The sequence below is a fragment of the Planctomycetaceae bacterium genome (genome assembly GCA_039680605.1).
Classification (GTDB): domain Bacteria; phylum Planctomycetota; class Phycisphaerae; order SM23-33; family SM23-33; genus JAJFUU01.
Map to the genome: position 1 here is coordinate 26,304 of JBDKTA010000021.1, position 14,069 is coordinate 40,372.

At 63.0% G+C, this 14,069-nt stretch carries 12 protein-coding genes; 7 read left to right on the plus strand and 5 right to left on the minus strand.

The genetic code is table 11. From position 1 onward, the window contains the following. Positions 1–268: 268 nt before the first annotated feature. Entirely contained in the window at positions 269–400 is a 132-nt protein-coding gene (locus tag ABFD92_05700; protein MEN6504012.1) for a hypothetical protein, read from the minus strand. 112 nt (positions 401–512) lie between these two features. Here ABFD92_05700 and ABFD92_05705 point away from each other — a divergent pair, with 112 nt between their 5' ends. The 7 genes from ABFD92_05705 to ABFD92_05735 all read left to right on the plus strand — a co-directional run bounded on the left by ABFD92_05705 (position 513) and on the right by ABFD92_05735 (position 7,101). Next, positions 513–2,045, plus strand: coding sequence for a tetratricopeptide repeat protein (locus ABFD92_05705; GenBank protein ID MEN6504013.1), 1,533 nt, complete (start codon positions 513–515; stop codon positions 2,043–2,045). A gap of 77 nt (positions 2,046–2,122) precedes the next feature. After that, positions 2,123–2,902: a hypothetical protein gene (locus ABFD92_05710; protein ID MEN6504014.1), complete on the plus strand. Its 780-nt coding sequence runs from the start codon at positions 2,123–2,125 to the stop codon at positions 2,900–2,902. Between the two features lie 614 nt (positions 2,903–3,516). Next, positions 3,517–4,422 (plus strand): family 43 glycosylhydrolase, encoded by a 906-nt coding sequence (locus ABFD92_05715; GenBank protein ID MEN6504015.1) that lies wholly within the window; start codon positions 3,517–3,519, stop codon positions 4,420–4,422. A 468-nt stretch (positions 4,423–4,890) separates the two neighbouring features. Next, on the plus strand, positions 4,891–5,265 hold the full coding sequence (locus ABFD92_05720; protein MEN6504016.1) for a hypothetical protein: 375 nt from the start codon (positions 4,891–4,893) through the stop codon (positions 5,263–5,265). Positions 5,266–5,429: 164 nt separating this feature from the next. Beyond that, positions 5,430–5,975: a DUF6677 family protein gene (locus ABFD92_05725; protein ID MEN6504017.1), complete on the plus strand. Its 546-nt coding sequence runs from the start codon at positions 5,430–5,432 to the stop codon at positions 5,973–5,975. Then, positions 5,972–6,193, plus strand: coding sequence for a hypothetical protein (locus tag ABFD92_05730; protein MEN6504018.1), 222 nt, complete (start codon positions 5,972–5,974; stop codon positions 6,191–6,193). The genes ABFD92_05725 and ABFD92_05730 overlap by 4 nt, the downstream gene beginning before the upstream one ends. Before the next feature lie 260 nt (positions 6,194–6,453). Further along, positions 6,454–7,101: an isochorismatase family protein gene (locus tag ABFD92_05735; GenBank protein ID MEN6504019.1), complete on the plus strand. Its 648-nt coding sequence runs from the start codon at positions 6,454–6,456 to the stop codon at positions 7,099–7,101. A gap of 203 nt (positions 7,102–7,304) precedes the next feature. Here ABFD92_05735 and gyrB read toward each other — a convergent pair whose 3' ends face one another. From gyrB to ABFD92_05755, 4 genes are all read right to left on the minus strand, one after another. Beyond that, positions 7,305–9,791: a DNA topoisomerase (ATP-hydrolyzing) subunit B gene (gene gyrB, locus ABFD92_05740; GenBank protein MEN6504020.1), complete on the minus strand. Its 2,487-nt coding sequence runs from the start codon at positions 9,789–9,791 to the stop codon at positions 7,305–7,307. Between the two features lie 253 nt (positions 9,792–10,044). After that, a complete protein-coding gene (locus ABFD92_05745; protein ID MEN6504021.1) occupies positions 10,045–10,215 on the minus strand; it encodes a hypothetical protein in 171 nt (56 codons plus the stop codon). A 206-nt stretch (positions 10,216–10,421) separates the two neighbouring features. After that, entirely contained in the window at positions 10,422–12,464 is a 2,043-nt protein-coding gene (locus ABFD92_05750) for a DUF6785 family protein (protein ID MEN6504022.1), read from the minus strand. A 141-nt stretch (positions 12,465–12,605) separates the two neighbouring features. After that, positions 12,606–14,033 carry a hypothetical protein gene (locus tag ABFD92_05755; protein ID MEN6504023.1) on the minus strand — a complete coding sequence of 476 codons (1,428 nt, stop codon included), beginning with the start codon at positions 14,031–14,033 and terminating at the stop codon, positions 12,606–12,608. Positions 14,034–14,069 lie beyond the last annotated feature (36 nt).

The window sequence follows — 14,069 nt, forward strand, 5'->3', positions numbered from 1 at the left end:
TTTCATCCTGAGCCTGTCGAAGGACTGACCCGCGCGTGGCGAGGGCATCACCCAACCGCCTGTCACTGTCCGGCCGGAGATGTTTTCCATTTTCCCAAAAGAAAATCCCCCGCACCTGCGTCTGACAGTAAAGTACAGCCGCCAGTGAAGGCTCCCGTCTGGCCGATAGGGGGCTCGTCACTGTGGCTCGTACCCGTTCAGGAGCGGCAGCGATCGTCAACGTGGCACATCGTGAGGTAATGTGCGTGCTCGACCTCGCCGGCGGGCACTACAGGTCGGCCGTGCGGTTGAGCAGCCCGACGAGATCGGGGCTGGCGAGCGTTCCGGCGCGACGAGAGCAACACATCCGCAGGTGGAGCAACTGCGTCAGCGCACCCGCACCGCCCGCCCGTGGGGCCAAGGCTCGCTTCAGGACCGCCTCGGCGCCCTGCTGATAAAGGACTACATTGCGAAGAGATTATTAGATATGTAGTGGTCTTCACATTAGAGATCAAGAAGGCGAAGAAGAGAAAATGAGGATGCAAAAACCCGTATGGTGTCCATGGTATCCCCGGATAAGAGGCTTCTTTGCGGCAGCGACTTTTACTTTGGCGTTACTGGCCTCTTCCACACCTGCGAACGACGGGCCGCGCTTGGCGCCGGCCACGCAGGCTTCGCAAGCCGTTTCGACCATCGAAATCATTGCCAAAGGGCGCAGCCGTAGCGGGGATGCCATTGTCAGCCTGGGCTTGCGATTGGACGACAAACGCTTTGCCATTGATCTGAGGCTGCTCGAAGGCTCCGGCCCGATAGAACTGACTACTCATGATGGCAAGCGCCGTGAAGTCGGCGAAGTCACGGGCTCGGATCAAACTGTAGGGATCGCCATTGTTACTCCGACTGGAGATTCAGGAAAGGCCGAAAAGATATCCTCCTGGGCAAGATCGCTCGAAGAAAATAACACGGTAGTCGTAACCATGAATGGCGGCGACATGGGTCGCCAGAGCCAAAAGGTGCCCATCATAAGGCATGATCCATATCCGTTCTTTGGGCACGTCCTGACGCTGGGCATGGAGCGATCTCTGCCGCTGGGCACTGGGATTGTCTGCACGGAGCAAGGGCGGCTGGCCGGGATGCTGTCCGTCCAGGAAACCAAGGAACAGCGGGTGGCGGTCATGGTGACGACGGACTTTCTCCATGGCCTCAAATATCCAGCCGGGCCGGTAGCCCTGGATCGGTGGCGGCGGGATGCCCCCGACCAAAGCAAAGCCGATTTCCTCGTCAGGTCGGGGATGCTGCTGATATGGGCAGGCAAGGTCGGCGAAGGAGCCAGCAACCTGCATCGGGCGCTTCTTCAAGAACCCAAGGATCACCGGATCAACCTCCTGCTTTCGCGAGCGGCCCTCTACTGCAGCAAGAGGGAAGAAGCTCGCTCGCGTGCACAGGCCGTGGCGACCGCTACGGGTTCGGCTCAGGCCTGGGCCGAGCTAGCGCTGATATTTGCAGTGGATAAGAAGGAAGTTCAAGCCCTGGAGATGGCCAAGTCATGCGTTAACGCTGCGCCCGACTGGGCCGATGCGCATTACTGGCTTGGGTTGAGATTGGCCAAAGCGAACCAGTGGGTCGATGCGAAGAAAGAATTCCAGCGGGCCGCCGAACTCCAGCCGGACTACTTAGTGGCATGGGGGTGGATCGGCCATTGCTGCCAGGAGATGCAGCAGTGGCCGGAAATGGTCGAGAACGGCAAGCACATGATCGACATCAACCCCCAGTACGTCAACGGGTATGCCTGCACCGCAATTGGGTATTTTCAACAAAGGAAATGGAAGGAGGCGAGGCCCTTTACCGAGAAGAGCGTGGCGATGCTGCCCACAGAGCCCAGCTACCGTATGGCCTTAGGCAACATCTGCATTCTAACCGGCGACGTCGCCGGCGCACACCGAGAGATAGAGGCACTGAAGAAACTCGGGGCCGTGAAGGATGTCGAAAGACTCGCGACAAGACTCCGCTTGGCACAGGACCTGCAGAACGACAAGGTCAGCATCGACAAGTATCTCATTGATTGAAGTGGGATGCGGCCCGTCTGTAAGTCAATGATTCAGTTCGTGGTACGCCAGCAGCGACTGAGAAAGGAGAGGCAAGAATGTGGCTCGTGATCAGAAACACGGTTTGCGCTGCGATTGCTCTCGCTGCTGCGTGTTTTGTTGGCGGAGGGTGCAACTCGTCGCCCGATTACGCCGCAATTCCCGCCGCGCACGTTCCTCTTATTATCAAGGATCAGAATGGGAAGCCTTTGAACGATTGCGTTCTGCTGCAGGTATACCTGAGGTCCGAATGGCATGTTTCCGGCGGCTTCCCGGCTGGAGCCTCTGGCGCACCTGCTAATATCATTGATCATGCGACCTGCTCAGTGATCAGCAGCGGCCAACTCCTTCATCAGGAGGAAGTCCGCCAGAAGCATGGAAAGTATGCCGGGATGCTTCAGTCGTGGACCGTAAGTTGGCTGAATGACCTGAGGGTATACAGGAATGGGTATCTGCCCGAGGGCATCAGCGACTACGCGGTCAACCGTGCTGCTGAAAGAAATGAGCCGTTAACCGTTGTTCTTGTCCCTGAAAAACCAGGCGCCTACGATTCCGACTTCAATGCCGTCTATGCGGCTCAGCACCTTCTGCGAGTTTCCCTTCATCATCTCAATGTCAGTGACCCCGCTGTAAGGCGGCTAATAGAGTTACTCGACGAGAAACTTGAGAGGGTTGTGCTGGCCCCGCCGCCTTCCATTGGATACGGCCCATTGGAGAAACAAGATCAGCATGAGTCACGTGTAAGGTGGGAAGAGATCCTTCAAAAAGCCAAGACCGCACAGGCCGGCCTGCGAGCCATCCTGGCTAAAGGCAGCAACGCCGCTTCATGCACCAAGTAGTTCCAATCTGGTCATAGCCTGTGGCATCCTGTGTGTTGTGGGGATAACGGGGTCTGGGGGATAAAGGGGGGAAACAAAGGGGCGCTGACAAGCCGGGGCGGCGATGATGTCTTCGACGCCTGGAACCGATGAGGAAGACTTGGAGCTTGAACTATCTGCGTTCTTCGTGCCCTTTGTGGCCAGTCTCTCCTTGCGGGCATCATTTTCAGTCGCCCCGCTGGGGCTCTGGTTGCTGTTTGCTCGTTACCCCGGGCTGCGCCTTCGGCTTCACCCGGGGCTACTATCAGGCGCCCCTGACGGGGCTGAGAGGGCCCCTGGAGTGCGGCAGCGCTTGCCACGCTGTAGCCTTCGGCGAAGGCGGGACGCCGCCTTGGCTGTTGTTGGCTTGGAATCACCCCGTCGAGGCGAGCAGGAACAATGGAATGATGGAAGAATGGGGGGCGCGATGGTCCTTCCATTATTCCATCATTCCATTATTCCATCATTCCAGTATTCCCTCATTCCATCATTCCGTTTCTTCCTTCCTCCGCGCCCTCTGTGCCTCTGTGGTGAGTTTTTTTTCTTTGTGTTCCCCGTGATCTCTGGCAAAGTTGTTGCACTTCAGGAGTACGATAATGAGCATGCTTTCGGGCAATCCGATTCTCCCTGGCGTGGGCGTGTGCGACCCGCATGTCCGCATCTATGACGGCCGCGCGTATCTCTACGCCACGCACGACAAGAGCCCGGACAACACGTCGTTCGTCATGGACGACTGGTGGATCTGGTCGTCGCCGGACCTGGTACGCTGGACGCACGAGTGCTCGATCCGGCCCGAGCAGACGTACTACGGGCGCCCCGACAGCAGTTGCTGGGCCGTCGACGCCATCGCCCGCGGCGGGCGGCACTACTTCTACTTCTCCCGCGGGCCGGCGGAGATCGGCGTCGTCGAGGCCGACACGCCCGTGGGCCCGTGGCGCGACCCGCTCCAGGCCCCGCTGATCGCCGACGGCGCCGTCGCCCCTGACTCGCGAGACCCGGGCCTGTTCCTCGACGACGACGGCGAGGCCTACATCGTCTTTGGCACCTGGACGTTCTACATCGCGCGGCTCAAAGACAGCATGGTCGCCCTGGCGGAGCGGCCGCGGACGATCGAGATCATCGAGCCGCAAGGCCCCTATGGCGCGGGCAAGACCGACGACAAGCCCTACCTGCACAAGCGCGGCGGGATCTACTACCTCTCGTGGGGCTGCTACTACGGGATGTCGGAGAACCTCTACGGCCCCTACCGCTGCTGCGGCTCGATCGTCCTGGAGGAGAACGTCGAGCCGGAAATGCGATACAAGAGCCACGGCCTGACCTACGACCGCCACGGTTCGTTCTTCCAGTGGCGCGGGCAGTGGTACTTCATCTGCAACGACATGAGCCGCATCGGCAACCCCGTCTTCCGCGACTCGTGCCTGTGCTACGTGAATTACCGCCCGGACGGCAGCATCGAGCCGGTCAAGATCACGGCGGCCGGCGTGACCCTGCCGCCGCCATAGCGGCCCGGCGGAGAACTCAAATGACAAGGTACCGCAAAACGCGTCGCCCGGGCGCAGCGCCCTCGTGGATCAAGTACGCAATCTGGGCGCTGGTGGTGATCGCAGCGGTGGCATTTCTGATAATCCTTCAGATCCGACTGATACACCGGTAGTAAATCGCGATGCGAATTTGAACTTGATCGTGGAAGAGGCGGCCTGGTCCGGGTGTTTCACCGCGGAGATCGCAGAGGTGTTTCGAATGAAAAACAATTGTGGAAGTTCATATTAACGCCGACCGCGACGTTAGATGGTCTTGTTTTGAGCCCCTTGCTTCTCTGCGTACTCTGCGGTCGCTGCGGTTCATGCAGTTATCGGCCTAGAATGTCGCGCTGCCGGGGACGGGGGCTCGGCGGCTGCAAGGAATTGATGCGGACGACCTCCGCGCGTGCCGGCGCGTGCCGACATGTCACCACAATAAAGGAGCCCGAAATGAACAAGACTCTCCTGCTGGCCGTCCTGGCGGCCGTTGCTTTGGCGTTGGGCGTGGCGGCCACCGCCCAGACGTCGCTGCCGCCCAGTGAGGGGCAGACGTCCTTCAACCCCACGCGCATCCAGTGGTTGGCGATGGTGCTCAACGCCAAGAGCCGCCCGCCGGCCAGCACCACGCCGGGGTTCCTGCTCTATTTCCACCCCGACTCCAAGGCCAACACCGTCCTGATCCACGTGCTGTATTCCAGCACGGCCGATCGCAGCCGGATGCAGACGGCGGTGAACAACGCCCGCAACGCCGCCAACGGCGAGATCCACGGATTCGCCTGGCAAGGCTGGGCGAAGGTCAAGGAAAACTACGTGCAGGCCAAGTGACCGTCCCGCGTCGCATGGTTGTGTGGCATGGCCGTCTCGGCCATGCGTCGCTGTGTGGCATGGCCGTCTCGGCCATGCGTCCGGGAGCATGGGCGGGACGCCCATGCCACAAGGCGGTCCTTGACCGGGCGGGCTTCAGGGGGGACAATGCCGCTCTTATAGTCATGGCAACGCAACGTACACGAAAACCCTGGATGCTGGTGGCGGCGGGACTGGCCTGGCTGGTGCCCGGGGCCGGGCACGTCTACATCGGTCGGCCGGTCCGCGGGGCGATCATCTTCATCATCATCGCCGCGACGTTCTGGGCGGGCGTGGGCATCGGCGGGGTGATGACCGTCGACCCGCGCGAGCAGCGATGGTGGTTCATCGCCCAGATGTTCACCGGCGGGCACGGACTCATCGGCTGGCGCCGCAGCCGCGCACTCGACGACGAAATCGCCCAGCGCACGCACGATAAGGCCGTCGAGAAGTTCCAGGCGAACCAGCGCAACTTCGACCCCAACCGCTACGTCGCCAGTGCGGCGGCCCGAGCGGAAACCCTGAAAGAAATGGGCCTGGCCCTGCCGCCGCAGGTGGCCAACGTCGCGCAGTCGTACGCGGGCATTGCCGGGCTGCTGAACCTGCTGTGCATCTTTGACGCGCTGGTTCTGGCGGCCGCCGGCATCAGCGGCGAACCGCGCCGCCAGGACGCCCCGGAGACGGCGACATGATGGCCGCCCTGTTCTACAATCCGGTGGATCTGCCCTGGGGCCTGCATGTCTGGCTGATGCTGCCGCTGTGCCTGGCGGTGGCGATCATCTACAAGACCATCCGCGTCAAGCACCTGAGGCAGCTTCCGCTGGCGGTGGTGGGCCTGGTCTGCTACATCGTCCTTGGATTGGCCGCCCTGGGCGCCGCGCTGGCCGCCCTGCACGCCTGGTGGCCGTAACCGCCGCCGGTAGATTAAGCCGCAGAGGTCGCTGAGGACGCTGAGGATGTGAAGAGACAAAACAACTTCTTCCCTCTGCGACCTCAGCGACCTCAGCGGCTAATTTGGCCCCCCGGATCAATCGTCGTGCCACCTGATTGACGAGAAAGGCGGAGCTTTTTCGTCCTCACCGCCGCGGCGGCCGTAGTAATTGCCAGATTCATTCCCGAGCCTGCCTATAGTGTCAGCAGACGACCTATTATGAATTAAGGCCGAGGCGTATGAGATACGACCGAATCATCATGGACATCCAGGCCCAGGATGATTTTTTGAGTTCCTCGGGCGCCTGCTATCTGCCGCCGGCGGCGGTAGCCCGGCGAAACATCTCGGCGCTGTTCCGCTGGGCCCGCCAGGACGAAATTCCCGTCATCAGCACGGTGCTGCGGGTGCATCCGCACCGGATCGGCCCGATGGCCGACGTGCCCCACTGCGTCGACGGCACGGCCGGGGAAGAAAAGATCGCCGAGAGCATCCTGCCGCGGCGGATTAACTTCGGCCTGCGAAATACCACCGATCTGCCCGACAACGTTTTGGAGAAGTACCAGCAGGTCATTTTCGAGATGCGGTTCACCGACATTTTCAAGCACGAGCGAGCCGAGCGGCTGTTGACGGAACTCAACGTCGGCACGTTTATCTTGTGCGGGGCCGGGCTGTCGCAGGGGATCCAGCAGGCGGCAGTGGGGTTGCGGTCGCGCGGGTTCGCCGTGGTGCTCGCTCGCGACGCGGTGGTGGCGCTGCCGGGCCCGGGGCTGGAGATGGCCCTCAAGCAGATCCAGGCCAAAGGCGTGATCTTCGCCCCGACGTCGGAGATCGTCCTCACCCACCCGGTCCGCCGCCGGCAGAGCCTGCGACTGCAGCCGCAGAAATAGCCCGCGACCGATTGCGGATTTGTGATTTCGGATTGCGGATTATTGCTGCATGTCACGCTGCGCATGGCGACACGCGTTGTTCAGCGGGTCGCCATGGGGTGTGCGCGATCATGGCGACCCACGAGAAACAGAAACGTGTGTCGCCATGCCACCCATGCTCACAAACCTCTGCGGGCTCGGCGATCTCCGCGGTGAAATAACCGTCACACGTCGAGGTTTTTCACGGTCGTGGCGTTGGCCTCGATGAAGTTCCGCCGCAGCTCGACGTTTTCGCCCATCAGCAGGGTGATCATGCGCTCGGCCTCTTCGGCTTCCAGGTCCGTCACGCGGCGCAGGACGCGGCGCTCGGGGTCCATGGTGGTTTCCCACAGCTCGTCGGCGTTCATCTCGCCCAGGCCTTTGAAGCGTTTGATCTCGGTGCCCTTGCGGCCGAGTTCCTGGATCCCGTCGGGGATCTCCGAGATGTTCTCCAGCTCGTGCGGCCCGTCCTCGTTGACGAGGATGAACTTGGCCGGGGGCATCTCGCCGGTGATCATTTCCACGCGGCGCGTGAAGTAGTCGGCCATATCCAGCCCGCGCAGCTCCAGGGCCTCGATGACGCTTTCGATAGACTTGACCTCGTGCAGCTCGGCGCGCTTCTGGATGGGCGAGGCCTCGGGTTTGGCCGCTCCATTGCCGTTGCCGTTTTCGTCCAGCACGCTGACCTTGTGCTTTTCGAGCAGGCCTTCGTATTCCTCGAGGCTGTAGCAGAAGACGCTCTGACCGTCGATGAGCAGCCAGTGGGACGGGAGCTTTCGCCCCTTGCGGTTGGCCAGCAGTTCGGCCAGCGTCAGCCCGCGGCGGCGGAGGATGCGGCCCTTGTCGGCAAGGTCTTCCAGCAGGCGGATGAGTTCGGCCAGCGCGGCGCCTTTGAACTCGGCGGCGAGTTTGGTTTTGCGTCCCGACACGTCGCGCACTTCCAGGGTCGTGCCGTCGAGGCCCCACTCGTTCAGCGTGCGGCGCATCTCGACTTCTTCGAGCACGTACTTCTTGAGCTTCTTTCGCGTGATCAGGTACAGCGGCGCCTGGGCGATGTAGATGCGGTTCTCGCTGACCAGCGGGCGCATGTAGCGGAAAAAGAACGTCAGCAGCAGCGCCCGGATGTGGCTGCCGTCGACGTCGGCGTCGGTCATGATGATGACCTTGCCGTAACGCAGCTTGCTGAGGTCGAACTCGTCGACCCCGATCCCGCACCCGATCGCCGAAATGATGAACTGGATTTCAGCGTAGTTCAGGATGCGGTCCAGGCGGGCCTTCTCGACGTTGAGGATCTTGCCCCGCAGGGGCAGGATCGCCTGGTGGGCGCTGTTGCGGCCTTGCTTGGCCGGCCCGCCGGCCGAATCGCCCTCGACCAGGAACAGCTCGGTGCTCTCGGTGTCTTTGCTGCGGCAGTCGGCGAGTTTGCCCGGCAGCGAGCCGCTGGACAGGGCGCCCTTGCGGCGCGTCAGGTCGCGGGCCTTGCGGGCGGCCTCGCGGGCCTGCATCGCCTGCAGGCCCTTGCGGACGATGTGCTTGGCCTCGGCGGGGTGTTCCTCGAGCCAGCTTGCCAGCAGTTCGTTGACGGCCTGGGTGACGAAGCCCTCGACCTCGCTGTTGCCCAGCTTGGTCTTGGTCTGCCCTTCGAACTGCGGGTCAGGCACCTTGACCGAGACGATGGCCGTGAGCCCCTCGCGCAGGTCGTCGCCGACGGGGGTGGATTCGTTCTTGAGCAGCTTGGCGTTCTTGGCGTAGGCGTTGACGGTGCGCGTCAGGGCCGAGCGGAACCCCGACAGGTGCGTGCCGCCCTCGAGGGTATTGATGTTATTGGCGAAGGAGAAGACCGTTTCGCTGTAACCGTCGTTGTACTGGACGACCGCGTCGAGCGTCAGGCGCGTGTCGGGGTCTTCCTTGTGGATCTCGATCGGGCGCGTCAGGGGGACCTTGCCCTCGTTGAGGTGCTTGATGAACGCCACCAGCCCCTGCTTGAACTGGAAGACTTCCTCTTCCTTGTCGCTGCGCTCGTCTTTGAAGCGGATGCACACGCCCTCGTTGAGAAACGCCAGCTCGCGCAGGCGCGTGGCCAACTGCTCGTGGCGGAAGTTGATCTCGGGAAAGATCTGGCTGTCGGGCAGGAACGTCACCTTCGTGCCGCTGCGTTTGCGCTGGCCGATCTCGCGGATGTCGCCGGCCTTGGCCCCGCGCTCGAACTTCATCGCGTAGACCTTGCCGCCGCGGCAGACCTCGACCTCCAGCCACTCCGACAGCGCGTTGACCACCGAGGCCCCGACCCCGTGCAGACCGCCGGAAACCTTGTACGCCCCGTGGTCGAACTTGCCGCCGGCGTGCAACTGGCAGAACACCACCTCGAGCGTCGAGATCTTCTCCGTCGGGTGCATCCCGACGGGAATGCCTTCCCCGTCGTCGGTCACCGTGACCGATTCATCCGGATGCACCGTCACGGCGATGTTGCTGCACCGCCCGGCCATCGCCTCGTCAATCGCGTTGTCGACGATTTCCCAGACGAGATGGTGCAAGCCCCGCAGCGTCGTGTCGCCGATATACATGCCCGGACGTTTCCGCACGGCTTCCATGCCGTGCAGCACCTTGATCTGGCTTTCGTCGTACGTCGTCGGCGCTGATGTTTCGCTTGTCGCGGCCTCGTCCTTGGCCATACGCTCACGTCTCCAATCCTGTGCGGACGCCGGGGTGCAAAAAAGCCTCAGGAGTCCGCTATCTGAGCTGCGGAAGCAGTCGAATAACCCAACGGAGATTATCCCAAATTCCGCCGCGCAACGCCAGCAAAATGCATGCAGTCACCGGGCGTTAAGATATGAAAATAACCGCCGAAACTTCGGACTTGTCGCCTGAAAAATCGAGCCGCTTGCGGCTTGGCAGTCCCACTGCGCGCGCCGCGGAGCGGCTCGTTCAACCTGCAGCCGCCACGCAGGCGGTTCGCAGCAACTGCGCCTTCAAGATGCGCTGGCGAACCTGCCGCAGGATTTCCATCTGCCGCTGGCGTTCCTGGGCGATGGTCTCTGCCGTGGGCGGCACGAACTGCCCTGCGATCCGTTTTGTTTCCTGCTCGACTGTAAACATATAGGCCTGCCCTTGCTTTGTTCATTGTAGGCCGTCACTTGCACGAACGACCCTGCCGCCGACCGGCCCAGGCGTCCGAAAGCGGCCCGCACAGAAGTATCGGCTAACAAACTTTGCCAACTAAATGATTTACGAATGATTCAGAATAAAAGTTTTTTCAGACTTGGATTAACCGCCGCCAAGTGGACATGGCTGGCAAACGAGAATCACAGGTAAATAGACGGTACACGAAAGGCCGGGGCAGCCGTGCTCGTAAGAGCGTAGTAGACCCACGCCACGATCATCCAGATCAGGGCCGCCAGAATCTCGCCGGCGATAAGGCCGATGAAGACCGGCTTGTACCGCTGGTAGCCCCCCGCCCCGCCGACGCGCGTGACCACCTCCTTGATCGCCCATCCCAACAGAAAGCTCGGGGCAAACTGGCAGATCGTGTCGGTGCCCCAGATGATGAACACCACCGGGTGCAGCGGCCACCACGGAAACCGCAGGCGCAGCCATGAACATACGGTCACCAGCGCCAAGCCGGCCAGGGCGGGCTTGTAGAACGCCGCCTCTGCGGCGATCTTGCCCCAGGACAGCGTTCCCGCCTCTGCCGCCGGCGGCGCGTCGCGGGAGATCAGAGCCCCCAACCGCTCAAACGTGAACGAGGGCATCTGGTACTGCGCCCAGAAGTAGTGCCGCCCCGCGGCCACGGTGTATTCCATGTAGATCGTCGCCGGGACCGCCACCGCCAGCGAAAGCAGCCCCGCGACGATCATCCACCGGCTCAGGCGGGCGGGGCGCAGGTCCAGGCGGTCGCCCAGGCGCATCGCCACCGCCGCCATCGGCATCAGGGCGATCTTGGGGTCGTACAGCAGCACCGCGCTGAGCAGGCACAGGATCACCAGCCCTTGCGCGCCGAGGGCTTCGAAGCCCATCGCCCCCAGCAGCACACCGCTGGGCCACCACGAGGGTTGAATCATGAACGAGCCCGTCTCGACGTGTACGCGCGTCACGACAAGCATCGCCAGGCCGATCAACACCACCGCCAGGACCGCCACCAGCCAATGCAGCCCGGCGACCTGGTTGAGCAGGATGGCGCTGGCGGCGCCGCAAAGCACCAGCCCGCGCAGGCCCCAGAGCTCGCCGCCGGTCACTCTCTCGCCGCGCGGAACGCCCAAAGCCCGTATCGCCAGCGAACCGTAGAACCGCTTGCCCACGTACAGCACCATCAACGCCACGCCGATGTACGCCCCGAACCGCAGGGAATTCCACGTGTCGAACCCCAACTGCCCCGCGTACGGCGTGTCGGACGCCCAGCCCCCCGCCAGGGCCGAGGCGTATACCACTGCAAAAAGCATGTGGTTAATGCCGATCGAGAACGACGCGTCGCTGCGGATAAAGTACGCCAGGCCGACTACCAGGAACACCAGGCGAGGGTTGAACAGCCAGTACCACCGATGCACGTCCTGCAGGGCGGGGAACCGCTGCACCAGGCCCGCCAGGCTCACCTCCAGCGGGATGGTGAAGCTGGAATGCGTGTACATCGCCAGGGCGTTGACGCTCAGCCACGCCACCACGCCGCCGCAGGCCAGCCAGAACAATCCGCTGCGCAGAACGCTCGGCGCGGCGCGGGGGTCGGCGCCGCTGGTCAGTTCGGCGGCTACCTCCGCCAGCGGGTACGCCAGGGCCTCGCGCTGCGACCATTGGCGGTGGATCACCAAAGCCATGCAGAAGTTGCCCACGATGAACAACCCCGCCAGCGGCATCCAGAATGCCAGCGTGCGCGAGAACGCGTGCCAGGCAACGGCGTCGGGGGCCGGCCAGTCGTCAGCCCGGTCGACGCCGGTGGTGAACTCGGTGACGATGTGCTTGTACTCGTCGGCGTTGGCGCCCTTGTCGGCCAGCATCACCGGCGGGGCGTAGCGCACCAGGTCGTGCTTCTTCCAGTTGGGCTGCGTGCGGTTGAGCTCGTGCGGCGTGACGAGGATATCCACGAAGCTGTGCATCATCGTGTATCCGGGGATGGCGCTGGCCGCCAGTCCCAGCGCCACCACCACCGCCCACTCCCGCCCCGCCAGCGGCCTCAAGCGCACCGCCCGCATCGCCGGGTTAACGGCGATCAGCCCCACCAGCAGCGCCCCGTAGACGATGGTCGGCACCAGGTTGCCCGCCAGGTTGCTCTGCAGCAGAACCCAGTCGTTGAAGTACGTGAACAGAGCGATAAACGCCCCGAAGATCAGTCCCAGGATGATCGAGCGAACGCTCATGACATGAAGTTACCACGCATGACGGGTGCGGCGACATGCGTTTTTTGGAATGAGGGAATGGTGGAATGGTGGAATGATGGAATACTGGAATACCCGAATGATGGACCCGCCGCTTGGGGCTTGGCGTCCTTTCATCGCCCGCTACGCCTGCAACCACACCGGACTCGACCACGCCTGCGCGCCGCTGGCGCACGTGACGCGGGCGCAGTAATACACAAAGCGCCCCACGTATTTTGAATCCAACCACAAGCTATCCATCGCATCGTTGTCTCGGGCGGTCAACTTCGCATGCCAGTCGCCGGGGCGCTGCGAAACGATCACGCGGCCGTTGCGGATGACGTCGATAGAGACAATGTCGCTCTGGGCGGCCGCGGTCACGTCGATCGCCCGATCGCCGCCGGTCCATTTGGTCATCTCGCCGCCGCCCAGGCCGGCGATTTGTGCGTCCAGATAGATCCGCTCCAGGCTCGTCGCGTAGCAGCGGCGCGAGGCCATGGCGGCGTAGACATTCTGCCGCGTCAGGCTCGGGCAGCGCACTGCCGTCATGCCCGGCAGGCGGTCGATGTGGCCGGGCTCGAAGCCCCCGCCGGCGGGCATGGTTGCGTGCGTGTCGGTGCCGCCGACGAACCCCACGCGCAGCCCGCGGGCCAGGAAGTCCTGCACGTAGCTGGGACCGGGATTCACATCCTTGAGCGCGTTGGGGTTGCCGCGATATTCACTGGTGCCCCACTTGGAATGAATCTCCACCACCGGCATCGCGTCGGGGCCCGGATAGATCGCGTCGGGGATCTCGCCGTGCTTGCCGCTGCGCGTGGTGTGGTGCGGCACGACGATGGCCTGCCCGGCCCCGAGCTTCTCTTCGAGCTTGCCCGCCAGCGTGAGCAGGTTGCCCTCGTCGTGCTGGTCGATGAACATCTCCGGCCAGCGCGTCATGTAGACGTTGGCGTCGCCGCCGGCCCCGCCGACCAGCGAGGCCTCGTACGCCGGCAGCGTCACGAACTCCGGCGGATCATCGTGCGCCTCGCAGGCGAGCATCTGCTGCTTGAAGCGTGCGAACTCGCAGCGCCCGTTCGAGACGTGGTCAGCTACGGCCATCCAGTCCAGCCCGCTGACGTACCGCCCTGCCGCATAGCCGAAATCCAGTGAGCGGCACTTGTCGGGGTGGCACTGGCTCAACACGCTATGCACGTGCGGGTCGCCCCAGAAGATCTCGTGGCAGTCCGCCGCGGTACACAAGGTCGGGTTGCTGTAAAAGACCTGCCCGCCCAGGTCTGCCCGGAGTCGCGAGAAGCCCTCGGCGGCCGTCAGCGCCTCCACCATCGCTACGGAAGGCTGACCTCGCTGGAAGGCGATCTCCGCCAGCAGTTGGCCGCCCTGGTCCGTCAGCTTGACGCCGGCGCACTGCACGCTGGGGTACCCCAACTCGTCAAGCACCGCAACGCACGCGCGGAACGCCCGCCCCGGTCGCGTGATGGTTGGAATCGCAATAGAGACCTTCGCCGGCGCCCCCCCCGGGGCCTCCAGCGCCAGCACGCGCTGATCATATTGAGGAGGAAAGATGACACTCATTCCCACAATATACTCCTTCTCACGGCCCCCATGCCA